The sequence below is a fragment of the Streptomyces sp. WAC 04229 genome, from assembly GCF_003947455.1.
In the GTDB taxonomy this organism is placed as follows: domain Bacteria; phylum Actinomycetota; class Actinomycetes; order Streptomycetales; family Streptomycetaceae; genus Streptomyces.
Genome location: NZ_QHJH01000005.1, coordinates 90590 through 114227, shown reverse-complemented (window position 1 = coordinate 114227; position 23638 = coordinate 90590). Strand labels below are relative to the sequence as shown.

The following is a 23638-nucleotide window of genomic DNA, read 5'->3' as shown; positions in this document are numbered from 1 at the left end:
CGGGAGAGGGTTGGGCAGGGCGGGGTCGGTGTGCAGTTCGTCCAGCGGGAAGGGGGCGGGGCGTACCGGCCGCTTCGCCGAGACGATCGTGAGCGGCACGATGGTCTGCCGGGCCCAGCAGCCGAAGTCGTAGATGTTGAGCGGTACCCAGGTGGGGAAGTAGATGAGTTCCGGCGGGAGCTCCGGCAGGTCGTCCCACTTCCACCAGCCGAACAGGGCGAGCCAGATCCGGGTGAAGACGCGGGAGGCCGCGATGCCGCCGCGGCCGCGGACCCACTCCGACGCCTTAGCCATGTGCGGCGCGTCGGGGGCGTCGCCGGCCAGGCGGAGGGCGACGTAGGCCTCGATGGTGGCGGACAGGTCGCCGGGGCCGCCGTAGAAGGTGGCCCACGCGCCGTCCTCGCGCTGCTCGCCGCGGACGAACAGGGCGGCGGCGCGGGTGGTCTCCTCGTCCTGGATGCCGAGGAACTGACGCAGCAGCAGGTCCTCGGCGTCCATCGTGACGTTGGTTTCGAGGTCGCCCTTCCACCAGCCCTGGGCGTCCTGCCGGGAGAGCAGGAAGTCCGTGGCGCGCCGGACGGCGCGGGCGGCGGCTTCTGGTACCCCGGCCGCCGCGGCGGGGACGGTGATGTCGGTTTCGCTGGCCGAGGGCGCGAGGGGCTTCAGGGCCGCCCCGGTGCTTCCGTCGGTCGTCGCTGTCATGGCTTCCCCTTCGTGCAGTGTGCATACGGTGCTCTGCTTGGGTCCGCCGTCGGCCGGTGCCTGTCCGTCGAGGACACCGGCCGGCGACTACGCGAGGGCTATTCGACCGATAGTGATCATCTCTTTCGTACGACGACGAAGTCGGCGAGCGCCGCGAACCTGTCCCGCACCCGCTCGGGCATGTCGACGGCGTCGAGGGCTTCGATGGCGATGGTGTGCTGGCGGCGCGCCTCGTCGGCGGTCCACTCGCGCCCGCCCGCCTCCTCGATGAGGGCGGCGCGGGCCGCGAACTCCTCCTCGGAGAAGTTCGCGAAGTCACTGGCCTCGGCGTCGGCCGCGAGGATCTCGCCGAGCCGTTCGGAGGCCGGGCCGCCCGCGGCGAGGGCGGCGACGACCGGGAGGGACTTCTTGCGCTGGCGCAGGTCGCTCCAGGTCTGCTTGCCGGTCGCCCCCGGGTCGCCCCAGATGCCGAGCAGGTCGTCGACGGCCTGGAAGGCGAGGCCCAGGTGGTAGCCGTACTTCTCCAGGGTGTCGGCGGTGCGCTCGTCGGCGCCGCCGAGCACCGCGCCGATGGAGCTGGCGGAGGCGAGCAGGGCCCCGGTCTTGTTGCCCTCCATCTCCAGGCACTCCTCGACGCTGACGCGGTCGCGGTGCTCGTAGGAGATGTCCTGGGCCTGGCCGTCGATCAGGGCGCGGGTGGCGCTGGTGAGGCGGCGGGTGGCGCGGCCGGCCTCGACGGTGCCCAGTTCGAGCAGCACCTCGTTGGCGAGGGCGAAGAGGGCGTCGCCGACCAGGATGGCCTGGGCGGGGCCGTGCACCTTCCAGACGGTGTCGCGGTGGCGGCGCTGCTCGTCGCCGTCCATCAGGTCGTCGTGCAGCAGGGAGAAGTTGTGCACCAGCTCCACGGCCACCGCGCCCGGCACGCCGACCTCGGGCGCGGCGCCGGTGACCTCGGCGGAGAGCACGGCGAGCGCGGGGCGTACGGCCTTGCCGCCGTCGCCGTCCGCGGGGTTGCCCTGGGCGTCGATCCAGCCGAAGTGGTAGGCGGCGACGGTGTCCATGGGAGGCGCGAGGCGGTCGACGGCCGCCCGCAGGACCGGCGTGGCCAGGGTCCGGCCGCGCTCCAGCAGCGCGGTCACGTCCACCGTGGTCCTCGGAGCGGCCTTCGGGCCGGGGGGCGCGGTGGGCACAGTCTTTCCTCCAGTTGCGGTACCGGGAGTGCGGGAGTCGGCCCCGCGCGGGTCGGCTCTCATGCCGCCTCCTCGAAGAAGTCGGGAAGGAGTCCGCGGGACCGGCCCAGGGCGCCGAGAGCGGCGCCCGCCGCTCCGACACCGCTGCGAACCGCACTCTCCATGGTCGCGGGCCACCCGGTGGCGGTCCACGCTCCGGCCAGGTAGAGGCCGGGTGCCTTGGTGCGGGCGCCGGGCCGGAGGCGGCCGACGCCGGGGGCGGGGGCGAACGTGGCGGTGCGCTCCCTGGTCACGAAGAAGTCCTTCACCTCGGCACCGCGGCTGCGCGGCAGCAGCCGCTCCAGTTCGGGCAGGTACCGCCCGCGCAACGTGGCCACGGGCTCGTCGATCTCGTCCTGCGCCGTCGACTGCGACAGCGCCAGGTACTGACCCTCCTTCAGCCCGGAGGCCTCGGTACGGTCGAACACCCACTGCACCGGGGTGCCGAGCGCCGTGAGGAACGGCGTGGCGAGCACCTTGCGGTCGTAGATCACGTGGATGTTGAGGATCGGCGCGGTGCCGATCTCCAGCAGGTTCTCCGGGGCGTCGAGGGCGCCGTCCGGCAGCAGGTCGTGCGCCTCGCGCTGCGGCACGGCGAGGACGACCGCGTCGGCGTCGAGCGTCTCGTCGGGAACCTGAACGCTCCAGCCGCCGTTCTCCATCGCCCGGAGGGAGGTGACGCGGGTACGGACCTCGGTGCGCACGCCCGCGGCGTCGAGCGCCCTGCGGGCCAGCCGGTCGTGCAGTTCACCCAGCGGGACGCGGGCCCAGCCGATGTCGGCCGCGCCCGGGTCGGACAGCAGACCGGTCTTGAACACCATCGCGGCGAGCCCCAGCGAGGCGTCGCCCGCGACCGCGTTGAGGGTGGCGACCCCGACCAGGTCCCACAGGGCCTCGACGGCCCGCGCCGACTGACCGTGCGCGGCCAGCCAGCTGCCGAAGTCCTGGGCGTCCAGGGCAGGATCGGCGAGGTCGAGCCCCTTGAGCGCGAGCGCGGCCCGCCCGACCGCGGCGCGCTCGGCGAGCGAGAGATGGGGGTACGTGGCGAGGCTGCGCCCCAGGTGCAGGGGGACGGGCAGCCCGTCGCGGCGCAGTCTGCCGAGCCGGCGCCCCTCCGGCCGCGCCACGTCGAGGACGGGCACGTCGAGGCGGTCCTGCACCGGAGCGAGCGCGGAGCCGCCGATGCGGTCGAGGAACCAGCGGTAGGCGGTGCAGCAGCGCAGGTAGACGTGCTGGCCGTTGTCGACGGTGAGGTCGCCGCGCCGGAAGGAGAAGGCGAGCCCGCCCAGGCGGGGCCGGCCTTCGAGCAGGGTGACGCGCACGCCGGCGTCGGCGAGAGCGAGCGCGGAGGTCACCCCGGCGAGGCCGCCGCCGACCACCACGGCGTGCGCGCCGGGACGGAGGGCGGTGACGTCCGCGACCTGCCCCCCGTCACGCGTGCCGTTGGCGTGCGTCATCGTGCGCCCTTCCGTGTCCGGTCGCCGTGGTGTTTGAACGGCGTACGGCCGACCGTCTCAGTCAGGGACGCCGACCGCCACCGGAGGGTTGCCCACCGGTACGCCGCGGTGGTCCGGTCCGGGGCCGGCGTGTCGCGTGTGCCGGGTGTGTCCATCAGGCGCGCCTCCTGACGGTCCGGCGGGTGACGTGCCGGGTGTCCAGTCCGGACAGGCCGCGCACGGCGACGTACGCCTTCTCGCGGCCGGGCAGCGAGACGCGTCCGCGCAGCACGGCCTCCGGGTCGCGCTCGATGCGGTCGAGGAGCCGGCGGTAGATGCCGGCCATGGCGGCCACGCAGGCCCCGCTGCGCCGGTCGAGCATGGGGAGCAGCCGGTAGCCCTCGGCGAACAGGGCGCGGGCCCGGCGCACCTCGAAGTGCACGAGGCCCGTGAAGTCGGAGCCCGCGGGGGGCGTCGGCCCGTTGAACCCGGCCGAGCAGCCGAACTTGGCGAGGTCGTCGGCGGGCAGGTAGGTGCGTCCGCCCTCGGCGTCCTCGCGGACGTCCCGCAGGATGTTGGTGAGCTGGAGCGCGAGGCCGAGCGTGTCGGCGTACTCGGGCGCGCGGTCGGCTCCGTGCGCCCCCGGTTCGGTGCCGAACACGCCCAGGGAGAGGCGTCCGATGGCGCCCGCGACACAGCGGCAGTAGGTCCGCAGGTCGTCCCAGGTCTCGTAGGTCTCGCCGCGTACGTCCATCTGGACGCCGTCGATCAGTTCGTCGAGGCCGCCGAGCGGGATCGGGAAGTCCCGCGCGGCGTGGGCGAGGGCGACGGCGACCGGGTCGGTGTCGTCCTCGTCGACCGCGCCGTCGTGGATCCGGGCGAGCACCGACCGGGTCTCGTCCAGCCGGGCGACCTTGACGTCGTCCGCCAGCGCGCCGTCGCCGATGTCGTCGACGCGGCGCGAGAACGCGTACAGCGCCGACATGGCCCGTCGCTTCGGCGTGGGCAGCAGCCGGATGCCGTAGGCGAAGTTGCGTGCCTGCTGACCGGTGACGGCCTCGCAGTAGCTGTAGGCGGCGAGCACCGGCGCCGGCATGTTCGGTGACGGGTCCACGGTCCCGATCACCCCTCTCCTCGCAGGGCCAGGCCCGCCTCGCGCAGCAACCGGAGCTTGCCGGGCTTGGGCGGGCCGGGAAGTACGTCGTGATCCGCGTCGGCGATCGCCCGCAGGGCGGCCCTGCCCCCCGCCACGAATCCCGCGAGCAGCAGACGCAGCCTGCCGTGGACGCTGCCGACCAGGGGGGCGCCCTCGTCCAGCAGGTCGTGGGCGCGCCGGGCCTCGTACGCGAGCAGGGCGCGCACCGACGCGTTGGCGGTGGGCGCGGCGAGGTCCGCCTCCTGGACGCGGAAGCGCTTCATGTCCTCGGCGGGCAGGTAGATCCGGTCCCGGCCGAGGTCCTCGGCGACGTCCTGGAGGTGCTCGACGATCTGCAGGGCGGTGCAGACGGCGTCGGAGCGGCGGATCCGCTCGGGCGTGGCGGTGCCGGTGACGGCGAGGACGAGGTGGCCGACCGGGTTGGCGGACAGCTCGCAGTAGGCGAGGAGGTCGTCGTAGGTCTCGTACCGCCGTACGAGCTGGTCCTGACGGTTGGCGGCGATCAGGCCGAGGAAGGGCGCGGGGGTCAGCGAGCGGCGGCGGACGGTGGGCCGCAGGCGGCGCAGCAGCGGGTGGCGGGGGGTGCCGTCGAAGACCCGGTGCAGGTCCTCCTCGAAGGCGTCCAGCATCAGCACGCGGTCGTCGGCGCGGTCGTCGGGGACGCCGAGGAGACGGGCGTCGGCGCCGCCCGGCGCGAGGTCGCCGTCGCCGATGTCGTCGACGAGGCGGGCGAAGCCGTACACGGCCATGAGGTCGGTGCGCCAGTCGCGCGGCAGGAAGAAGGGGGCCACGGGGAAGTTCTCGCCGGCGGCCTTGGCCAGGGTGCCGCGCTCCGCGTCGACGGCGCACGCTTCGGGGAGCCGGGGAGTTTCCGTAGCCATTGCCGTCACATCTCCCGTTCTACACTGCCGACCCAATACACACTATTTCGGACACGCCGCCCGGCCGCCCGCGGGCAGGCCCGGTGGAGGGTGTCGGGCATTATCGCCCCATGTGCCGCGATTCAGGACCGGTCCAGCTTACGTTGTACAACTCACGGACTCCCCCCGGGGTGCTCGGCGCATCACAACAACACACCGATTCACTTCAAGATTCCCGAGAACACCAGGAGTTGACGGTTCCTTTGCACGCGCGCGGGCCCCGCCGGAACACGGCGGGGCCCGGCGTGTCGGCCTACTTGCCCGTGAACTTCTCGTACTCCTTGAGCACCTCGTCCGTCGGGCCGTCCATGCGCAGTTCGCCGCGCTCCAGCCACAGGACACGGTTGCAGGTGTCCCGGATGGACTTGTTGTTGTGGCTGACGAGGAAGACGGTGCCCGCCTCCTTCTTCAGCTCCCGGATCCGCTCCTCGGAGCGGGTCTGGAACTTGCGGTCCCCGGTCGCCAGCGCCTCGTCGATCATCAGGACGTCGTGGTCCTTGGCGGCGGCGATGGAGAAGCGCAGCCGGGCGGACATGCCGGACGAGTAGGTGCGCATCGGCAGGGTGATGAAATCGCCCTTCTCGTTGATCCCGGAGAAGTCGACGATGTCCTGGTAGCGCTCCTTGATCTGCTCGCGGGTCATGCCCATGGCCAGGCCGCCCAGGATGACGTTCCGCTCGCCGGTCAGGTCGTTCATCAGGGCCGCGTTCACGCCGAGCAGCGAGGGCTGGCCGTCGGTGTAGACCTTGCCGCGCTCGGCGGGCAGCAGGCCGGCGATGGCCCGCAGCAGCGTCGACTTGCCGGAGCCGTTGGAACCGATGAGACCGATGGCCTCGCCCCGGTAGGCGGTGAAGGAGACGCCCCGCACGGCGTGCACCTTGCGCACACCCCGCGCCGCGTCGTCGGAGCCCCGCTTGATGATCCTGCTCAGGGCGGCCGTGGCGCTGCCCTTGCCGGTCTTGGCGCCGTTGACCCGGTAGACGATGTGCAGCTCGTCCGCGATGACCGTCGGCACCCGCTCGCCCTGCTGCTGCTCAGCCACGGCCGTACCTCTCCTCCGCCTTCCAGAAGTACACGAAGCCGCCCACGGCGAGGATCACGGCCCAGCCGAGCCCGACCGCCCAGACGTGCGACGGCAGGTTCTCGGAGCCGTACCCGTCGATGAGCGCGAAGCGCATCAGGTCCATGTAGATCGCGGCCGGATTCCACTGGAGGACGTCCGAGATCCAGGCCGGGTGCTCCTCCAGCATGATCGGGATGGAGAACATGACGCCCGAGGCGTACATCCAGGTCCGCATGATGAACGGCATCAGCTGGGCGAGGTCCGGGGTCTTGGCCCCCATGCGCGCCACGATCAGCGCCAGGCCCACGTTGAAGAGGAACTGCAGGACGAGCGTCGGCACCACCAGCAGCCAGGACAGCTTCGGGTAGCTGCCGAACCCGATCACCACGGCGAACAGCACGATCATCGAGGCAAGCAGCTGCTGGAGCTGCTGGAGCGCGAACGAGATCGGCAGCGAGGCGCGCGGGAAGTGCAGCGCGCGCACCAGGCCGAGGTTGCCGGAGATCGCGCGGACGCCCGCCATGGCCGAGGACTGGGTGAAGGTGAAGACGAACACACCCGTCACCAGGAACGGGATGTACACGTCCTTCGGCATGCCCCTGCCCGCGTCCAGGATCAGGCCGAAGATCAGGAAGTAGACGAGCGCGTTGAGCAGCGGAGTGGCCACCTGCCACAGCTGGCCGAGCTTGGCCTGGCTGTACTGGGCGGTCAGCTTCGCCTGGGAGAAGGCGAGGATGAAGTGCCGCCGGCCCCAGAGCTGACGGACGTACTCCACGAGGGACGGCCGGGCACCGCTCACGGACAGCCCGTACTTGGCGGCGAGCCGGGCCGGTGGGAGGCCCTCGTCGGGCGCCACGGGCTTGGTCATGGCGACCGTGCCGTCGTGCGTTGTCTCACTCACTGGTGGATACTTTCGTCTTCGGAATGCTCGGCCGCGCGGGCCTGGCACGGACCTGTTGGCCCCGGTCGGAGCCGGAACGCTCTCGGGTACGAGCTTGTCAGATCACCGGAGGGCGGCCCAGCCGGGTCAGGCGCCACACCGTACGCCACCGCATGGGCCGACGGGGACCGCACGGGGTCGCCCAGCCCTCCCGGAAACCGCCGAACCAGGCCTTCAGCGCAGGTCGCGAGGGGCGGCGCAGCAGCGTGAGCAGCATCCAGACGCCCAGGTAGACCGGGACCAGGAGCGCGGGCAGGTTGCGGCGGGCGAGCCACACGCGATTGCGGGCGACCATGCGGTGGTAGACCGCGTGCCGGGAGGGGGCGGTCGTGGGGTGGTTGAGCACCATGTCGGACCGGTAGTCGATCATCCAGCCCGCGTCGAGCGCCCGCCAGGCCAGGTCGGTCTCCTCGTGGGCGTAGAAGAACGCGTCCGGGAGGCCGCCGACCTGGGTGAGGACACGGGTGCGCACGGCGTTGGCGCCGCCGAGGAAGGTGGTCACCCGGGAGGAGCGCATCGGGTCGGAGGCGCGCAGCCGGGGGACGTGCCGCCGCTGGGTCTCACCGGTGTCCGGGTCGGCGATGCGGAAGCTGATGATGCCCAGCTTGTCGTCGGCCGCGAAGGCCTCACGGCACAGCTCGGCGGTGTCGGTGCGGGCGAGCAGGCCGTCGTCGTCGAGGAAGAGCAGGACGTCGACATCGCTCCCGCCCGGTCCGAAGGCCTCGATGCCGACGTTGCGGCCGCCGGGGATGCCCAGGTTCTCGGGCAGCTCGACGGTGCGCACGCCGTCCGGCACCTCCGGGACGGGCGAGCCGTTGCCGACGACGACGACCTGGACCGGGTCGCCGTCCTGCTTGGCGACCGAGTCGATCAGGGCCCGCAGTTCCTCGGGACGGTTGCCCATCGTGATGATCACGGCACCGACCTTCATGGGCGCGCTCACTTCAGCCTGCTGGAGGCGAGGATGGACACCAGGTGCAGCAGGGTCTGCAGCAGCGCGATGCCGGCGAGTACGGCGGTGCCGAGGCGGGTGAAGAAGAGGTCGCCGCGGCTCTGGTCGACGATCGCGAGGACGAGGATCAGCAGGGACGCCTCGATGCCGAGGATCAGCCGGTGGAACTTGAGCGCCCCGGCGGCCCGTCGGGCCAGCGCCATGCCGGATGAGCGCGGCTCGGAGGCGGCCTCCGCCACCGGCGCCTTGCCGGTCTGGTGCCGTGCCACGCCGACGAGGTCGGTCTCTGCCTTGATCAGGATGGCGCCGAGCGCGGCCAGGGTGCCGAGGAAGGCCCACAGCCAGTCGATCCGCCCGGTGCCGAAGACGTCGGCGGCGCGCAGGCCGAGGCCGACCAGGACCGCGGCGTCGGTCAGGTAGGCGCCGACCCGGTCCAGGTAGACGCCGGCGAGCGAGTACTGCTTGCGCCAGCGGGCGATCTCGCCGTCGACGCAGTCCAGCAGCAGGTAGAGCTGGACCGCGACGACGCCGAGCACGGCGCCCGTGATCCCCGGCACCAGCAGGGCCGGGGCCGCGAGCACGCCGCAGACGGTCATCAGGTACGTGAGCTGGTTGGGCGTGATCCTGGTGTTCACCAGGTAGCGGTCGATCCGCAGCGAGACCTCGCGCATGTAGAGGCGTCCCGCCCAGTGCTCACCGCTGCGCCGGTCCTTGACCCCCGCGGGATGGACGACCGGACGTAGTTCAGCTACCGATGGCCTTGACATAGTCGGCGTACAGGTCCTTGATCTGGTCGGTTTTCAGGTCGAGGTGCTCGAGGATCGTGTAGCGGCCGGGCCGGGTATGGGGTGCGTACTCCACGGCCCGGAAGAACTCCTGGGGTGTGAAGCCGATCTCCTCCGGGAGCACCGGCAGCCCGTGCCGGCGCAGCACCTCGGCCATGTGGGCGGACTCCTCGTGGGCCCCGCGCAGGTACATCGCGAAGGCCGCGCCCAGTCCGCACTGCTCGCCGTGGGCGGCCGCGCGGGTGGGGAAGAGCAGGTCGAGGGCGTGGTTGATCTCGTGGCAGGCGCCCGAGGACGGCCGCGAGTCGCCCGACACCGACATGGCGATGCCGCTGAGCACCAGCGCCTCGGCCAGCACCTGGAGGAACTCGTTGTCCCCGATGCCGCCCGGGTGCCGGAGCACGGCCTCGCCCGCCTGGCGGGCCATGGCGGCGGCCAGGCCGTCGATCCGCTCGCCCTTGACCCGGTTCGCCAGCTCCCAGTCCGCGATCGCGGAGACGTTGGAGACGGCGTCACCGATGCCGGCGCGCACGAAGCGGGCCGGCGCCGCGCGGATGACGTCCAGGTCGATGACGACCGCGATCGGGTTCGGCACGCCGTAGGAGCCGCGGCCGGCGTCGTTGTCCAGGGTGGCGACCGGCGAGCACAGACCGTCGTGCGCGAGGTTCGTGGGCACGGCGACCAGCGGGAGGCCGATGCGCGCCGCGGCGAACTTGGCACAGTCGATGATCTTGCCGCCGCCGAGGCCCACGACCGCGTCGTAGTGGCCGCCCTTCATGGCGCCGGCCAGGTTGATCGCGTCGTCCAGGGTGCCGCCGCCGACCTCGAACCAGTCGGCGCCGGGCAGGGAGGGAGTGACGCGCTCACGCAGCCGGGCGCCGGAACCGCCGCTGACGGCGACGGCGAGCTTGCCCGAGTGGGAGATGCGCTCGTCGGCGAGCACGGCTCCCAGGTCGTCGAGGGCACCCGCGCGGATGTCCACGACGACCGGCGACGGGATGAGCCTCGTCAGTACTGGCACGCGATCTCCCGACCCTTGGCGAGGTCGTCGTGATTGTCGATCTCGACCCACTTGAGGTCGCCGATCGGCGCCACGTCGATCTTGAAACCGCGGTTGACCAGCTCCTGGTAGCCGTCCTCGTAGTACAGCTGCGGGTCGCGCTCGAAGGTGGTCTTCAGCGCGTCGGCCAGGTCGCCGGCGGCATCGCCCTCGATGAGGGTGACGCCGATGTACTCGCCGGTCGCCTCGGCCGGGTCCATCAGCTTGGTGATGCGCTGGACGCCCTTGTCGGGGTCGACGACGACCTTCATCTCCTCCTCGGCGAGGTTCTTCACCGTGTCGAGGGCGAGGATGATCTTCTTGCCGTCGCCGCGGGCGGCGAGCAGCGTCTTCTCGACGGAGACCGGGTGCACGGTGTCGCCGTTGGCGAGGATCACGCCGTCCTTGAGGGCGTCACGGCCGCACCACAGGGAGTAGGCGTTGTTCCACTCCTCGGCCTTGTCGTTGTCGATGAGGGTGAGCTTGACGCCGTACTTCTGCTCCAGCGCCTCCTTGCGGTCGTACACGGCTTCCTTGCGGTAGCCGACGATGATCCCGACCTCGGTCAGGCCGACCTCGGCGAAGTTCGCCAGCGTCAGGTCCAGCACCGTGATGCTGTCCTCCGCACCCTCGGGGCCGACCGGGACCAGTGCCTTGGGCAGGGTGTCGGTGTAGGGGCGCAGACGGCGTCCGGCGCCGGCCGCCAGCACGAGGCCGATCATGCGGGTTCTCCTTCGTCGTGTACGGCGGGTGCGCCGACCTTGTGGGCGGCGACCCAGAAGCGGATGCTCTCCACGAGCACCACGAGTGCCACGGCCACGGCGAGGGCCGTGAGCGCGACCTTGAACTGTGTGGCGGTGAGCAGCACGGCCAGCGCGGTGATCACCAGCGTGCGGCCCTCGTGCCCCCCGACCGTCCGCACCAGCCACTGCGGCGGCGCACCCGCGTCGCCACGGATGCGGTAGACCGTGTCGTAGTGATGGTAGGCGACCGCGGCCACCAGCCCGAAAGCCGCCGGAAGCGCCCCGTTCACGCCGGCTTTCGCCGCCAGTGCCAGGACGGTGCCGTACTCGGCGGCCCTGAAGAACGGCGGGACGAGCCAGTCGAGGGCGCCCTTGAGGGGGCGGGCGACGGCCACGGCGGAGGTCAGCACGTAGACGATCGCGCCGAGGAGCGGCCAGGGGCCGCCGAAGTCGGTGAAGGCGGCCGTCGCGACGACGGCGAGGCCGCCGAGCAGGGCGAGCGCGGGGGCGGCGAAGCCGGGGAGTCGGCGGGCGGTCCTCGCGAGGCCCTTGGCGCCGGCCTCGGCCAGCGGGCCGGAGTCGGCGAGGTCGGACAGCGCCTTGGCGGCCCGGTCGGTCCGCGTCGCCTTCCTGGTCAGCGAGCGCAGGACCCGGCCCGCCGTGGTGTACGTCGCGGCGAAGGCGCAGCCGATCAGCAGTACGTAGAAGGTGATCCGGGGGGTGGTGACCGCGGTCAGGACGGCGATCATGGCCCAGCGCTCGCCGATGGGCAGGACGATCATGCGGCGGAGCCAGACCGTCCAGCCGACGCTGTCGAGCCGGTCGGAGAGGGCGGCGGTGGGGCTGGTGTTGGCGGCCGCGTCGTGGTTGGCCTCGTTGAACGAGAAGTCGACGACGTGCCGGCAGGTCTGGAGGACCATCGCGCCGAGCGCGAGGGCCCACACGTCGTCGCCGCCGCGGGCGGCTCCGAGGGCGAGGCCCGCGTAGTAGGCGTACTCCTTGGCGCGGTCGAAAGTGGCGTCCAGCCAGGCGCCGAGCGTGGAGTACTGCAGGGAGTAGCGGGCCAGCTGCCCGTCGGTGCAGTCGAGGACGAAGGACGCGATCAGCAGGACGCCTGCGGCGACGAAGCCGCCGCGGGTGCCGGTGGCCGCGCAGCCGGCCGCTATCAGCGCGGTGAGCAGTGAGGCGGTGGTGACCTGGTTGGGGGTCAGTCCGCGCCGGGCGCACCAGCGGGCGATGTAGCGGGAGTAGGGGCTGATGGCGAAGGTGGTGACGAAGCCGTCGCGGGCCTTGACCGCCGACTTCAGGCGTACGGCCTCGTCGTCGACGGCGGCGACCGCCTGCCGGGCCTCGTTGCGGGCCTGCGGGTCGGCGGGGACGGCGGCGACGAGGCTGCCCAGTTCGGGGCGGTGCACGGCGGCGCCGTCGGCGTCGAGGGCGGCGGTGATCCGGTCGGCGAGGCTGTCGACGGCGAGGGCCGTACCGCCGCCCGCGGAGTTCTCGCGGGCCATCGCCCGGGTCAGCGCCTGGCGTCCGTCGGCGCGGGCGGTCACCGCGCCCGGGACGGCGGCCAGCGGGAAGCGCGGGTCGGTGAGGCCGAGGCGCAGGGCATGCGGGTGGCCCACGAAGCGGGCGTCGACGACGGCGACCCGTTCCGCGGCCGGGACGCCGGCCAGCAGCGTCTCGGTGTCGGCGGCGCCGGAGGCGTGCTGCACGTCGAAGCCCAGGGACCGCAGTTCGCTCTCGATCGACGAACCGGGGACCGGCTGACCGGTGAGGATGGCGGTCGGCAACCGAACTCACTCCCTGGTGCCCGTGCCTGGAACGCCGGGCCTGTGCATGGTGGGACGCCCGTGCCGGTGGCACCCGGGCGGCGTGTCGGCAGAGGCTATCGGATGCCGGGAACGCCGTGTTCACCGCCCGTTTCACAGTCGGTCGGCGCCGCTTGCACCCGCCTTTGCCGCGATCATCATCGTGGATCCGGGGGCCCGCCCACAAACCGCGCCCCCAGACCGGGCATCACGGACATCGCTCAGTGTCCGCGGATGTTCGCGCAGGGTCAGACCGGCCCGCGCGCCGACCGTTCGGCCAACTGGCGCAGACGGGACTCCCGGGCGTCGCCCACCCTCTGACCTGCGCAACGTTTACGCAGGTCAGAGCACATGACAACGGTGTTCAGTGCCGCGTTGCCGGATACCCCCTACCCGTAGTTGACTGTGATCCGGAGGCCGGGCGCCGGACGACGGACAGACAGGGAGGCGGCTTTCTCATGGGGGCTGGGCACGATCACGGGCACGCGCACGGGGCGCCGGCCGGCGGGACGGCGACGGCCGCGTACCGCGGCAGGCTGCGGGTGGCGCTGGGGATCACCCTGACCGTCATGGTCGTCGAGATCGCGGGCGGGGTGCTGGCCGACTCGCTGGCCCTGATCGCCGACGCGGCGCACATGGCGACGGACGCCCTGGGCCTGGGCATGGCGCTGCTGGCCGTGCACTTCGCGAGCCGGCCGGCCAGCGACCGGCGTACCTTCGGCTACGCCCGTGCCGAGATCCTCGCCGCCCTGGCCAACTGCGTGCTGCTGCTCGGCGTGGGCGGGTACGTGCTGTACGAGGCGATCGAGCGGTTCGTCACACCCGCCGGCACCCAGGGCGGGCTGACCGTCGTCTTCGGTGCGATCGGCCTGGTGGCGAACGTGGTGTCGCTGTCGCTGCTGATGCGCGGCCAGAAGGACAGCCTCAACGTGCGCGGCGCCTTCCTGGAGGTGGCGGCCGACGCGCTGGGGTCCCTCGCGGTGATCGTCTCGGCGCTGGTGATCCTTGCCACGGGCTGGCAGCCGGCCGACCCGATCGCGTCGCTCGTCATCGGTCTGATGATCGTGCCGCGCACGCTGCGGCTGCTGCGCGAGACCCTGGACGTGCTCCTGGAGGCGGCCCCCAAGGGCGTGGACATCGGCGAGGTGCGCGCCCACATACTGGCGCTGGACGGCGTCGAGGACGTGCACGACCTGCACGCCTGGACGATCACCTCGGGCCTGCCGGTGCTGTCGGCGCACGTGGTGGTGAGCGGTGAGACGCTGAGCGCGATCGGCCACGAGAAGATGCTGCACGAGTTGCAGGGCTGCCTCGGCGACCACTTCGACGTGGAGCACTGCACCTTCCAGCTGGAGCCCGGCGGGCACGCCGAGCACGAGGCGCGCCTGTGCCACTGAGGACGCGGCGCCGAGGGCCCGGGGGCGCGTACGCGCGCAAACGCGCCGTCGAGGGCCCCGGTCCGCCGTGCGGTCGCTCCCGGTGCCACCGTGCCACCCGCGTGGTCACGCCGCGGAGGTTCTCGAACGCCGCCGCCGGGCACGATCATCCATCGGGCCCCTCCCGCGGCGGCGCGTGGGACATGCGGGTGCGCCGGCAAGTCCCGGGAGTGCCGGATTCGTACGGCACACTTGGGACGCGAGGACCGATGTGAAGGATGGGTATGCCGATCACTCCTGCCACCGCGACGCACAGTTCGTCGAACGGCACCGCAGACGCGATTTTGCTGGAACTGGTCGACGAGAACGGCGTGACGATCGGTACGGCGGAGAAGCTCTCCGCGCACCAGCCACCTGGGCAGCTGCACCGCGCCTTCTCCGTGTTCCTCTTCGACGAGCGGGGCCGGCTGCTGATCCAGCAGCGAGCGCTCGGCAAGTACCACTCCCCCGGTGTGTGGTCCAACACGTGCTGCGGTCATCCCTATCCCGGAGAGGCGCCGTTCGCGGCGGCGGCCCGGCGGACGTACGAGGAGCTGGGCGTCTCGCCTTCCCTGCTCGCGGAGGCCGGCACGGTGCGCTACAACCACCCCGACCCGGCCTCCGGGCTGGTCGAGCAGGAGTACAACCACCTCTTCGTCGGCCTGGTCCAGGCGGAGCCGCGGCCCGACCCCGAGGAGGTCGCGGGTACGGCCTTCGTCTCGCCGGCCGAGCTGTCCGAGCGGCACGGGCGGGACACCTTCTCGGCGTGGTTCATGACCGTGCTGGACGCCGCCCGTCCGGCCGTCCGCGAGCTGACAGGCCCGTCGGCCGGCTGGTGAGCCCTACGGCAGGGCGTGCTTGAGCGGCAGCGCGGCCCAGATCACCTTGCCGCCGGTCGCCGTGTGAACCACGTCGCAGGCTCCGCCCGACTCCCGGGTCAGCTCGCGGACCAGCAGCAGCCCGCGCCCGCCCGTCCGCCCGTAGTCGTTCTCCAGGGCGGTCGGGCGGTAGGGGTGGTCGTCCTCCACCGCCACCCGCACCCACTCGGGCCCGACGGCGACCTCGACGGCGAGCACCGGGGACAGCACCGCCGCGTGCCGGACCGCGTTCGTGACCAGTTCCGAGACGATCAGCAGCAGCGCCTGGGTCACGTCGTCGGAGACCGGTACGCCCTGGCGCACCAGAAGGTCCCGCACGGCGTGCCGGGCCTGCGGCACGGAGGCGTCCACCGCGGGGGCGGTGAAGCGCCAGACCCCTTCGTACGGCAGCGGCCCGGCGGGCCCGGTCTCGTCCATCGTCCGGTCGCCACCCTTGGGCTCGATAGTCACCACACCCCTGAGTGTTGGCAACGCGTCGCTCCGCACCGGAGGACTGAACACAAGTCAGCAGGTATCGAGCGGTTCTGACCGCCTGCGGAAGACACGGTCGCTCCTTGGACCGTTCCTGTCCCCGCTTGGCCGCCCGCTCGGACCGGGAGGGTCGCCGGATAGCATCCGGCCCATGGAGCCGCAGCTGCTGCACGGGGTCGCCGACTCGGTCGCCACCGTCGTCGTCCACCACCCGGCCAAACGCAACGCCATGACGGCCGCGATGTGGCGCGCGCTGCCGCCGCTGCTGGACGGCTTGGCCGCGGACCCGGCGGTACGGGTGCTGGTGCTCACCGGTGAGGGCGGGACGTTCTGCGCGGGCGCCGACATCTCGACGCTGCGGGAGTCGCCGGAGCGGGCGCAGCAGCTGGCGGTGCTCGCCGAGGAGGCGCTCGCCGCGTTCCCCAAGCCGACGCTCGCGGCGGTCCGCGGTCACTGCGTCGGCGGCGGGGCCCAGTTGGCGGCCGCCTGCGACCTGCGCTTCGCCGAGGAGTCGGCACTGTTCGGCGTGACCCCGGCCAAGCTCGGCGTGGTGTATCCGGCGTCGGCGACCCGGCGGCTGGTCGCGCTGACGGGTCCGGCGGCCGCGAAGTACCTGCTGTTCAGCGGGGAGTTGATCGACGCGGCGCGGGCCCTGCGCACCGGCCTGGTCGACGAGGTGCTGCCGGAGGGCGAGCTGGACAAGCGGGTCGCGGAGTTCACCCGCGTTCTGGCGTCCCGCTCGCCGCTGACGCAGGCCGCGGCGAAGGAGTTCGCGAACGGGCGCACGGACCGGGACGCCCACTGGGCCGAGCAGGCACGCGGCAGCGGCGACACCGCCGAGGGGGTCGCCGCCTTCCTGGAGCGCAGGCAGCCGCGGTTCGGCCGGCGCGGGCCTACGTCAGGATGAACCGGCTCCGGCCCCGGAACTCCTCGACGAGGTGCGCGGGCGCCTTCTCCGGGGACCCGGCGTCGTAGGGCGGCTGCGGGTCGTACTCGGTCAGCAGCTGGACCGCACGGGCGTGCTCGTCGCCGGCGATCCGGCCGAGCAGCGTCAGGCCCATGTCGATGCCGGAGGACACGCCGGCCGCGGTGACGTACTTGCCGTCGGTGACCACCCGCTCGCCGGTCGGTTCGGCGCCGAAGTGCGTGAGGTGGTCCAGGGCCAACCAGTGCGAGGTGGCGCGGCGCCCGCGCAGCAGGCCGGCGGCGGCCAGCAGCAGGGAGCCGGTGCACACGGACGTGGTCCAGGTGCTGGTGGCGTCGGCGGTGCGCAGCCAGTCCAGGAGGGTCTCGTTCTCCATCTGCGGGGTCTGTCCGGGGCCGCCGGGGACGACGACGATGTCGGGGCTTGGTACGTCGGCGAGGGTGCGGTCGGCGGTGAGCGCGAGGTTGCCGCTCTCGTTGCGCACGGGGCCGGTCCGTTCGGCGACGAAGACGGTCTCCGCGTCGGGGAGGCGGCCCAGGGTCTCGTACGGGCCCACGGCGTCCAGGGCGGTGAAGCGGTCGAAGAGGACGATGGCGATCTGCACGGGGTTCCTTTCGGGGTCGGTCGGCGGGTGCCGGTGTGCGCGCGGGTGGGCCTCAGTGGGCCGGCGCGGGACGGAAGCGGCGGCGGTACTCCGCCGGTGAGGTGCCGAGAGCCTTGACGAAGGCGCGGCGCATGCCCTCCGGGGTGCCGTAGCCGCTGGCCCGGGAGACCTGCTCGACTCCGTCGCCGGTGTCCTCCAGCAGCCGGCGGGCGTGTTCCAGCCGGATGCGGTCGACGTAGCGGCCGGGCGTCGTGCCGGTCTCCGCCCGGAAGGCGCGGGCGAAGTGGCGCGGCGAGAGGCCGGCCCGGGCGGCGAGGGTCTCCACGCCCAGATCGGCGCCGGGGTGCTCGGTGATCCACCGCTGGAGTTCCCGCAGCGGCTCCCGGCGCGCGGTCTGGGCGGCGAGCTGGGCGCTGAACTGGGCCTGGTTGCCGGGGCGGCGCAGGAACACCACCAGGTGGCGGGCGATGGTCAGGGCGGTGTCCCGGCCCAGGTCCTCCTCCACCAGGGCGAGGGCGAGGTCGATGCCGGAGGTGACGCCGGCGGACGTGGCGACGTGGCCGTCGCGGACGTAGATCGGGTCGGGATCGACGTCCACCGCCGGGTACTCGCGGGCGAGCCGGTCGCAGTAGGCCCAGTGGGTGGTGGCGCGGCGGCCGTCCAGGAGGCCCGCCCCGGCGAGCAGAGCCGCCCCGGTGCAGACGGAGACCAGGCGCCGGACGTGCGGTCCGTGTGCGCGCAGCCAGTCGGTCAGACGGGGGTCGGGACTCCGGGTGCCCTGTCCGCCCGGCACGACCAGGGTGTCCGGGTCCGGCACGTCGGCGAGCGACCGGTCCGGTACGACGGTCAGACCGCTGGACGTGCGCACGGGAGCGCCGTCCAGTGAGGCGGTGCCGATGCGGTACGTCCCCGGGGTGTGCCGCTCGGCGCCCGCGAAGACCTCCACGGGGCCGGTGACATCGAGGCTCTGGACCTGGTCGAAGAGGACGAAGAGGACGGTTCGCTGCGCCATGGCCCCGATTCTTCGCCCACCCCGGCGATGGCCGCAATGACGTGTATCCCACCTTTCCTGCCATGCGCGCTCACCCGTGGAGAACGTACTGAGCGGTTGGTAACGTGCGTGGCATGACAACCGCCGCCATCGACACCCGCGCCGCACGCCGCTGCCACAACACGCTCAACTCGCTGCACTCGACGCTCTACTTCTCGCCCGACACCGGCCGGGAACTGGCCGCCCTCGGGGTCACCGACCCCCGGGCCGTCAACTTCGCTGTGCGCGCCGCCGCGCTGGGCGCGGCCGGGGCCGGCGCGGTGACGGCCGCCTTCTACAACTACAAGTACGAGATGGTCGCCCGGCACGTGCCCGCCGTCTGGGAGACGGTCACGCCGGAGCAGGCCCTGGCGGCACGCTCGCGTGCCGTCGACGCGACGCTGCGCCGCCTGCTGGGCGAGCCGGTCCTGGCCTCGGCGGAGATGGCGGAGGCGGCCGAGCTGGCCCTGCGTGCCGCCGAGGGCTGCACGCGCGGCGGCCGCCCGCTCTACTCGGCGCACGCGGACCTGCCGGTGCCCGACGCGCCGCACCTGGCGTTCTGGCACGCGGCGACCCTGCTGCGCGAGTACCGGGGCGACGGCCACCTCGCCGCGCTGCTGGCCGCGGATCTGGACGGCCTGGAGGCGCTGGTGACGCACACCGCGACCGGCCGCGGCATGGCCCCGAAGTGGGTCCTGTCCACCCGCGGCTGGACCCAGGACGAGTGGGAGGCGGCGAGGGAACGGCTGCGCGGGCGTGGGCTGATCGACGACGCCGGCGAGCTGACCGGGCGCGGGGCGGAGCTGCGCGACGAGATCGAGCGTGAGACGGACCGGCTCGACACCGCGCCCTACGCGCACCTCGGCGCGGGGGGCGTGGCACGTCTGACGGAACTCGCAACGCCCTTCGCGCGCGCGGCACTCGGCGCGGGTGCCTATCCCGCGGACCTCTTCGGCAAGGGCTGAGGACACGCCCGGGCGCGCGCACAGGCATGGCGGGCCGGTCCGGAGGTACCCGTACCTCCCGGCCGCAGGGGCCGGGAGACGAAAGGGGCTTCTCGTGCTCCGTGCCATCGCAGACGTGCTGCGCCAGATCGGTGGCGCCATCGCCACCGTGGTGACGCTTCCCTTCCGGGCCCTGGCCCGGCTCTTCGGCGGGGCGTCGTCCTCGGCCCGCGGCCACAAGGCCTGATCCCCGGCCCGGCGCGGGGGCGGTTCCGACCGGCCGGGACGACGCCCTGATCCCCGATGGTCGGTGTCACCTGCCACAATTGCCGCGCAACCTCAGTGAGAAGGCGGTACGGGATCGTGACGACACCCGGGTCCAGCGGGTCCATGGCAGTAGGGTCCATCGAGAGCAGGATCGCCGAGGAGCTCGGCGTGCGGGAGCGGCAGGTGAAGGCCGCGGTGGAGCTGCTCGACGGCGGCTCGACGGTGCCCTTCATCGCCCGCTACCGCAAGGAAGCGACCGAGATGCTCGACGACGCGCAGCTGCGCACGCTCGAGGAGCGGCTGCGCTACCTGCGGGAGCTGGAGGAGCGGCGGACCGCGATCCTCGACTCGGTGCGCGAGCAGGGCAAGCTCACCGAGGAGCTGGAGGCCCGCATCCGCACGGCGGAGACCAAGGCCCGCCTGGAGGACGTCTACCTGCCGTTCAAGCCGAAGCGGCGCACCAAGGCGCAGATCGCGCGGGAGGCGGGACTGGAGCCGCTGGCCGAGGGCCTGCTGGGTGACCCGACCGTCGACCCGCACGCCGCGGCGGGCGCGTTCGTCGACGCCGGCAAGGGCGTGGCGGACACCCAGGCCGCGCTCGACGGCGCCCGGTCGATCCTCACCGAGAAGTTCTCGGAGGACGCCGACCTGATCGGTGAGCTGCGCGAGCGGATGTGGGGGCGCGGACGGCTCGCCGCCAAGGTCAAGGAGGGCAAGGAGGAGGCCGGCGCCAAGTTCGCCGACTACTTCGACTTCGCCGAGCCGTTCACCGCGCTGCCCTCGCACCGCGTCCTCGCCATGCTGCGCGGCGAGAAGGAGGACGTGCTCGACCTCGTCCTGGAACCCGAGGAGGCCTCCGACGGGCCGTCCTCGTACGAGGGCATCGTGGCGAGCCGGTTCGGGATCGCCGACCGCGGCAGGCCCGCCGACAAGTGGCTCTCCGACACCGTCCGCTGGGCCTGGCGCACCCGCATCCTGGTGCACCTCGGCATCGACCTCAGGCTGCGGCTGCGCACGGCCGCCGAGGACGAGGCGGTGAACGTCTTCGCGGCGAACCTGCGCGACCTGCTGCTGGCCGCCCCGGCGGGCACCCGCGCGACGCTGGGCCTGGACCCCGGCTTCCGTACGGGCGTGAAGGTCGCCGTGGTCGACGCCACCGGCAAGGTCGTGGCCACCGACGTGATCCACCCGCACGTCCCCGCCAACCGGTGGGACGAGGCGATCGCCAAGCTGGCCCGGCTCGCCAAGGAGCACTCCGTCGACCTGGTCGCCATCGGCAACGGCACGGCGTCCCGCGAGACCGACAAGCTCGCCGGGGAGCTGATCACCAGGCACCCCGAGCTGAAGCTCACCAAGGTGATGGTCTCCGAGGCCGGCGCCTCCGTGTACTCGGCCTCCGCCTTCGCCTCGCAGGAGCTGCCGGACATGGACGTCTCGCTGCGCGGCGCCGTCTCGATCGCCCGGCGGCTCCAGGACCCGCTGGCCGAGCTGGTGAAGATCGACCCGAAGTCCATCGGCGTCGGCCAGTACCAGCACGACCTGTCCGAGGTGAAGTTGTCGCGTTCCCTGGACGCGGTGGTCGAGGACTGCGTGAACGGCGTGGGCGTGGACGTGAACACGGCGTCCGCCCCGCTGCTCTCCCGCGTCTCCGGCATCACCTCGGGCCTCGCCGAGAACATCGTCTCGCACCGGGACGCGAACGGACCGTTCACCTCCCGGACCGAGCTGAAGAAGGTCTCCCGGCTCGGGCCCAAGGCGTACGAGCAGTGCGCGGGCTTCCTGCGGATCCGCGGCGGCAGCGACCCCCTGGACGCGTCCAGCGTGCACCCCGAGGCGTACCCGGTGGTGCGCCGGATGGTGAAGACCGCCGGGCAGGAGGTGGCCGGCCTGGTCGGCAACACGTCGGTGCTGCGGTCGCTGCGGCCGGCGGACTTCGTGGACGAGACGTTCGGTCTGCCGACGGTCACCGACATCCTGCGGGAGCTGGAGAAGCCCGGGCGCGACCCGCGGCCCGCCTTCAAGACGGCCACCTTCAGGGAGGGCGTGGAGAAGCTGTCCGACCTGTCGTCCGGGATGGTGCTGGAGGGCGTCGTCACCAACGTCGCCGCGTTCGGGGCGTTCGTGGACGTCGGTGTGCACCAGGACGGCCTGGTCCACGTGTCCGCGATGTCGAAGACGTTCGTGAAGGACCCGCGGGACGTGGCCAAGCCCGGCGACATCGTCAAGGTCAAGGTGCTGGACGTCGACATTCCGCGCAAGCGGATCTCGTTGACGATGCGGCTCGACGACGAGGCCGCCCCGCAGGGCGAGCAGAAGAAGGAGCGCGGGGGCGGCAGGCCGCCCAGGCAGCGGCAGCAGCGGCAGGGCTCCGGCGGCGGCGGAAAGGGCCGGTCCTCGGCCGCGCCCGCTCCGTCCAACGGGGCGATGGCCGACGCGCTGCGGCGGGCCGGACTGGCGTAGGCCCCCGGCGCGGTGGCGGGGGCGGGCCGCTCAGGCCGACGTCTCCGTCACCTTGCCGTCCGCCACCTCCAGGCGGCGCGTCACCCGTACCGCGTCCAGCATGCGGCGGTCGTGGGTGATCAGCAGGAGCGTGCCCTCGTAGGCGTCGAGGGCCGACTCCAGCTGCTCGATGGCCGGCAGGTCGAGGTGGTTGGTCGGCTCGTCCAGGACCAGGAGGTTGACGCCCCGGCCCTGGAGCAGGGCGAGGGCCGCCCTGGTGCGCTCGCCGGGTGACAGGGTCGACGCGGCGCGCATGACGTGGTCCGCCTTGAGGCCGAACTTGGCCAGGAGGGTGCGGATGTCCGCCGGTTCGGTCTCGGGGACGCCGGCGCGGAAGGCGTCCAGCAGGGTCTCGGGCCCGTGGAACAGCTCGCGGGCCTGGTCGACCTCGCCCAGCAGGACGCCGGAGCCGAGCGCCGCGTGTCCGGCGTCGAGCGGGACCCGGCCCAGGAGGGCACCGAGCAGCGTGGACTTGCCCGCGCCGTTCGCCCCGGTCACCGCCACCCGGTCCGCCCAGTCGACCTGGAGGGAGACCGGGCCGAGGACGAAGTCGCCGCGCCGCACCTCGGCGTCGCGCAGGGTGGCCACGACCGCGCCCGAGCGGGGCGCCGAGGCGATCTCCATGCGCAGGTCCCACTCCTTGCGCGGCTCCTCCACGGCCTCCAGGCGTTCGATCATGCGCTGGGTCTGGCGGGCCTTGGCGGCCTGCTTCTCGCTGGCCTCGCTGCGGAACTTGCGGCCGATCTTGTCGTTGTCGTTGCCCGCCTTGCGCCGGGCGTTCTTGACGCCCTTGTCCATCCAGGACCGCTGCGTCTGGGCCCGGTCCTGGAGGGCGGCCCGCTTGTCGGCGTACTCCTCGTACTCGTCGCGGGCGTGCCGCCGGGCCACGTCCCGCTCCTCCAGGTAGGCCTCGTAGCCGCCGCCGTAGAGGTTGATCTGCCGCTGGGCCAGGTTGAGTTCGAGCACCTTGGTAACGGTGCGGGTGAGGAACTCGCGGTCGTGGCTGACGACGACGGTGCCCGCGCGCAGGCCGGTGACGAAGCGTTCGAGGCGCTCCAGGCCGTCCAGGTCGAGGTCGTTGGTCGGCTCGTCGAGCAGGAAGACGTCGTAGCGGGACAGGAGGAGGGAGGCGAGGCCGGCCCGCGCCGCCTGGCCGCCGGACAACGAGGTCATCGGCTGGTCGAGGCCGACCGTGAGGCCCAGTGCGCCGGCGGTTTCCTCGGCGCGCTCGTCGAGGTCGGCGCCGCCGAGGGAGAGCCAGCGCTCCAGGCCGGTCGCGTAGGCGTCGTCGGCGCCGGGGGCTCCGTCGACCAGGGCCTGGGTGGCCTCGTCCATGGCGCGCTGGGCCTCGGTGACGCCGGTACGGCGGGAGAGGAAGCCCCGGACGGTCTCGCCGGGGCGGCGCTCCGGCTCCTGCGGGAGGTGGCCGACGGTGGCGGCCGGCGGGGACAGGCGCAGTTCGCCCTGTTCCGGCGCGGTCAGCCCGGCGAGCATCCGCAGGAGGGTGGATTTGCCCGCGCCGTTGGCCCCGACGAGGCCGATCACGTCGCCGGGTGCGACGACGAGGTCGAGCCCGGTGAACAGGGAGCGGTCGCCGTGGCCGGCGGCGAGGTTCTTGGCGACGAGGGTGGCAGTCATCAGGCCCACGATCCTAGGGCCTGTCCGGGGTTGCCCGTCGTCGCCCGGAGGGCGGCCTCGCGGCGTCCGGTGCGGTGCCTCGGCGTGCGGCTGGATCGTCCTCGTACTGGATGTACTCGGATGATTCAGTCGTGCGGCGAGGTGCCGTGCCGGGCGTCGCGAGGCAGGCGGGCAACTCCGGACAGGCCCTG

At 72.8% G+C, this 23638-nt stretch carries 23 protein-coding genes; 6 read left to right on the top strand and 17 right to left on the bottom strand.

What is annotated here, in order from left to right; translation table 11 throughout:
- The 13 genes from DMH12_RS02700 to DMH12_RS02645 all read right to left on the bottom strand — a co-directional run.
- Positions 1 to 702 (bottom strand): prenyltransferase/squalene oxidase repeat-containing protein (locus DMH12_RS02700; RefSeq protein ID WP_312023894.1); only part of this gene is annotated, 702 nt, incomplete at its 3' end.
- 116 nt (positions 703 to 818) lie between these two features.
- Positions 819 to 1955: a polyprenyl synthetase family protein gene (locus tag DMH12_RS02695; RefSeq protein WP_125489898.1), complete on the bottom strand. Its 1137-nt coding sequence runs from the start codon at positions 1953 to 1955 to the stop codon at positions 819 to 821.
- Complete coding sequence (gene hpnE, locus DMH12_RS02690; RefSeq protein ID WP_125489897.1) at positions 1952 to 3388, bottom strand: hydroxysqualene dehydroxylase HpnE; 1437 nt, start codon at positions 3386 to 3388, stop codon at positions 1952 to 1954. Before hpnE ends, DMH12_RS02695 begins: the two co-directional genes overlap by 4 nt.
- Positions 3385 to 3543: a DUF6380 family protein gene (locus tag DMH12_RS39430; RefSeq protein ID WP_221763102.1), complete on the bottom strand. Its 159-nt coding sequence runs from the start codon at positions 3541 to 3543 to the stop codon at positions 3385 to 3387. Before DMH12_RS39430 ends, hpnE begins: the two co-directional genes overlap by 4 nt.
- Entirely contained in the window at positions 3543 to 4493 is a 951-nt protein-coding gene (gene hpnD, locus DMH12_RS02685) for a presqualene diphosphate synthase HpnD (RefSeq protein ID WP_399186481.1), read from the bottom strand. The genes DMH12_RS39430 and hpnD overlap by 1 nt, the downstream gene beginning before the upstream one ends.
- Positions 4490 to 5404, bottom strand: coding sequence for a squalene synthase HpnC (gene hpnC, locus DMH12_RS02680; RefSeq protein ID WP_125489896.1), 915 nt, complete (start codon positions 5402 to 5404; stop codon positions 4490 to 4492). The genes hpnD and hpnC overlap by 4 nt, the downstream gene beginning before the upstream one ends.
- A gap of 292 nt (positions 5405 to 5696) precedes the next feature.
- On the bottom strand, positions 5697 to 6485 hold the full coding sequence (locus tag DMH12_RS02675; RefSeq protein ID WP_185832114.1) for an ABC transporter ATP-binding protein: 789 nt from the start codon (positions 6483 to 6485) through the stop codon (positions 5697 to 5699).
- Positions 6478 to 7407: an ABC transporter permease gene (locus DMH12_RS02670; protein WP_125489895.1), complete on the bottom strand. Its 930-nt coding sequence runs from the start codon at positions 7405 to 7407 to the stop codon at positions 6478 to 6480. Before DMH12_RS02670 ends, DMH12_RS02675 begins: the two co-directional genes overlap by 8 nt.
- Positions 7408 to 7504: 97 nt before the next feature.
- A complete protein-coding gene (locus tag DMH12_RS02665) occupies positions 7505 to 8377 on the bottom strand; it encodes a glycosyltransferase family 2 protein (RefSeq protein ID WP_125489906.1) in 873 nt (290 codons plus the stop codon).
- Positions 8378 to 8385: 8 nt separating this feature from the next.
- A complete protein-coding gene (locus DMH12_RS02660) occupies positions 8386 to 9165 on the bottom strand; it encodes a CDP-alcohol phosphatidyltransferase family protein (RefSeq protein ID WP_185832113.1) in 780 nt (259 codons plus the stop codon).
- Positions 9143 to 10204 (bottom strand): iron-containing alcohol dehydrogenase family protein, encoded by a 1062-nt coding sequence (locus DMH12_RS02655; protein WP_125489894.1) that lies wholly within the window; start codon positions 10202 to 10204, stop codon positions 9143 to 9145. The genes DMH12_RS02660 and DMH12_RS02655 overlap by 23 nt, the downstream gene beginning before the upstream one ends.
- The gene (locus tag DMH12_RS02650) at positions 10192 to 10944 is read right to left on the bottom strand and encodes a sugar phosphate nucleotidyltransferase (protein ID WP_125489893.1); all 753 of its coding nucleotides are present in this window, start codon (positions 10942 to 10944) and stop codon (positions 10192 to 10194) included. The genes DMH12_RS02655 and DMH12_RS02650 overlap by 13 nt, the downstream gene beginning before the upstream one ends.
- Positions 10941 to 12758 carry a DUF5941 domain-containing protein gene (locus tag DMH12_RS02645; protein WP_125489892.1) on the bottom strand — a complete coding sequence of 606 codons (1818 nt, stop codon included), beginning with the start codon at positions 12756 to 12758 and terminating at the stop codon, positions 10941 to 10943. Before DMH12_RS02645 ends, DMH12_RS02650 begins: the two co-directional genes overlap by 4 nt.
- Before the next feature lie 476 nt (positions 12759 to 13234).
- On the opposite strand from DMH12_RS02645, the gene DMH12_RS02635 reads away from it, so the two are divergent.
- Entirely contained in the window at positions 13235 to 14173 is a 939-nt protein-coding gene (locus DMH12_RS02635; protein WP_125489891.1) for a cation diffusion facilitator family transporter, read from the top strand.
- A 263-nt stretch (positions 14174 to 14436) separates the two neighbouring features.
- Positions 14437 to 15030: an isopentenyl-diphosphate Delta-isomerase gene (gene idi, locus DMH12_RS02630; protein WP_125489890.1), complete on the top strand. Its 594-nt coding sequence runs from the start codon at positions 14437 to 14439 to the stop codon at positions 15028 to 15030.
- A 3-nt stretch (positions 15031 to 15033) separates the two neighbouring features.
- Here idi and DMH12_RS02625 read toward each other — a convergent pair whose 3' ends face one another.
- Positions 15034 to 15486, bottom strand: a complete 453-nt coding sequence (locus DMH12_RS02625; protein ID WP_185832115.1) for an ATP-binding protein — start codon at positions 15484 to 15486, stop codon at positions 15034 to 15036.
- Between the two features lie 205 nt (positions 15487 to 15691).
- Here DMH12_RS02625 and DMH12_RS02620 point away from each other — a divergent pair, with 205 nt between their 5' ends.
- Positions 15692 to 16447: an enoyl-CoA hydratase/isomerase family protein gene (locus DMH12_RS02620; protein ID WP_125489889.1), complete on the top strand. Its 756-nt coding sequence runs from the start codon at positions 15692 to 15694 to the stop codon at positions 16445 to 16447.
- Here DMH12_RS02620 and DMH12_RS02615 read toward each other — a convergent pair.
- Both DMH12_RS02615 and DMH12_RS02610 read right to left on the bottom strand, forming a co-directional pair.
- Complete coding sequence (locus DMH12_RS02615) at positions 16434 to 17069, bottom strand: DJ-1/PfpI family protein (RefSeq protein WP_125489888.1); 636 nt, start codon at positions 17067 to 17069, stop codon at positions 16434 to 16436. The genes DMH12_RS02620 and DMH12_RS02615 overlap by 14 nt on opposite strands.
- A 52-nt stretch (positions 17070 to 17121) precedes the next feature.
- Positions 17122 to 18081, bottom strand: a complete 960-nt coding sequence (locus DMH12_RS02610) for a GlxA family transcriptional regulator (RefSeq protein WP_125489887.1) — start codon at positions 18079 to 18081, stop codon at positions 17122 to 17124.
- 113 nt (positions 18082 to 18194) lie between these two features.
- On the opposite strand from DMH12_RS02610, the gene DMH12_RS02605 reads away from it, so the two are divergent.
- The 3 genes from DMH12_RS02605 to DMH12_RS02600 all read left to right on the top strand — a co-directional run bounded on the left by DMH12_RS02605 (position 18195) and on the right by DMH12_RS02600 (position 21770).
- Positions 18195 to 19064: an SCO6745 family protein gene (locus DMH12_RS02605; RefSeq protein WP_185832112.1), complete on the top strand. Its 870-nt coding sequence runs from the start codon at positions 18195 to 18197 to the stop codon at positions 19062 to 19064.
- A 94-nt stretch (positions 19065 to 19158) separates the two neighbouring features.
- Positions 19159 to 19290 carry an LPFR motif small protein gene (locus DMH12_RS39575; protein ID WP_260473990.1) on the top strand — a complete coding sequence of 44 codons (132 nt, stop codon included), beginning with the start codon at positions 19159 to 19161 and terminating at the stop codon, positions 19288 to 19290.
- 143 nt (positions 19291 to 19433) lie between these two features.
- Positions 19434 to 21770: a Tex family protein gene (locus tag DMH12_RS02600; protein ID WP_125489885.1), complete on the top strand. Its 2337-nt coding sequence runs from the start codon at positions 19434 to 19436 to the stop codon at positions 21768 to 21770.
- A gap of 30 nt (positions 21771 to 21800) precedes the next feature.
- On the opposite strand, the gene DMH12_RS02595 is transcribed toward DMH12_RS02600, so the two are convergent.
- Positions 21801 to 23447, bottom strand: coding sequence for an ABC-F family ATP-binding cassette domain-containing protein (locus DMH12_RS02595; protein WP_125489884.1), 1647 nt, complete (start codon positions 23445 to 23447; stop codon positions 21801 to 21803).
- Positions 23448 to 23638: the final 191 nt, after the last annotated feature.

Bases quoted from the DNA above. Each gene is read 5' to 3' on its own strand.
- DMH12_RS02695 (WP_125489898.1), bottom strand. From the start codon at position 1,955: ATGAGAGCCGACCCGCGCGGGGCCGACTCCCGCACTCCCGGTACCGCA.
- hpnE (WP_125489897.1), bottom strand. From the start codon at position 3,388: ATGACGCACGCCAACGGCACGCGTGACGGGGGGCAGGTCGCGGACGTC.
- DMH12_RS39430 (WP_221763102.1), bottom strand. From the start codon at position 3,543: ATGGACACACCCGGCACACGCGACACGCCGGCCCCGGACCGGACCACC.
- hpnC (WP_125489896.1), bottom strand. From the start codon at position 5,404: ATGGCTACGGAAACTCCCCGGCTCCCCGAAGCGTGCGCCGTCGACGCG.
- DMH12_RS02665 (WP_125489906.1), bottom strand. From the start codon at position 8,377: ATGAAGGTCGGTGCCGTGATCATCACGATGGGCAACCGTCCCGAGGAA.
- DMH12_RS02660 (WP_185832113.1), bottom strand. From the start codon at position 9,165: ATGTCAAGGCCATCGGTAGCTGAACTACGTCCGGTCGTCCATCCCGCG.
- DMH12_RS02650 (WP_125489893.1), bottom strand. From the start codon at position 10,944: ATGATCGGCCTCGTGCTGGCGGCCGGCGCCGGACGCCGTCTGCGCCCC.
- DMH12_RS02635 (WP_125489891.1), top strand. From the start codon at position 13,235: ATGGGGGCTGGGCACGATCACGGGCACGCGCACGGGGCGCCGGCCGGC.
- idi (WP_125489890.1), top strand. From the start codon at position 14,437: ATGCCGATCACTCCTGCCACCGCGACGCACAGTTCGTCGAACGGCACC.
- DMH12_RS02625 (WP_185832115.1), bottom strand. From the start codon at position 15,486: ATGGACGAGACCGGGCCCGCCGGGCCGCTGCCGTACGAAGGGGTCTGG.
- DMH12_RS02620 (WP_125489889.1), top strand. From the start codon at position 15,692: ATGGAGCCGCAGCTGCTGCACGGGGTCGCCGACTCGGTCGCCACCGTC.
- DMH12_RS02610 (WP_125489887.1), bottom strand. From the start codon at position 18,081: ATGGCGCAGCGAACCGTCCTCTTCGTCCTCTTCGACCAGGTCCAGAGC.
- DMH12_RS02605 (WP_185832112.1), top strand. From the start codon at position 18,195: ATGACAACCGCCGCCATCGACACCCGCGCCGCACGCCGCTGCCACAAC.
- DMH12_RS02600 (WP_125489885.1), top strand. From the start codon at position 19,434: ATGGCAGTAGGGTCCATCGAGAGCAGGATCGCCGAGGAGCTCGGCGTG.
- DMH12_RS02595 (WP_125489884.1), bottom strand. From the start codon at position 23,447: ATGACTGCCACCCTCGTCGCCAAGAACCTCGCCGCCGGCCACGGCGAC.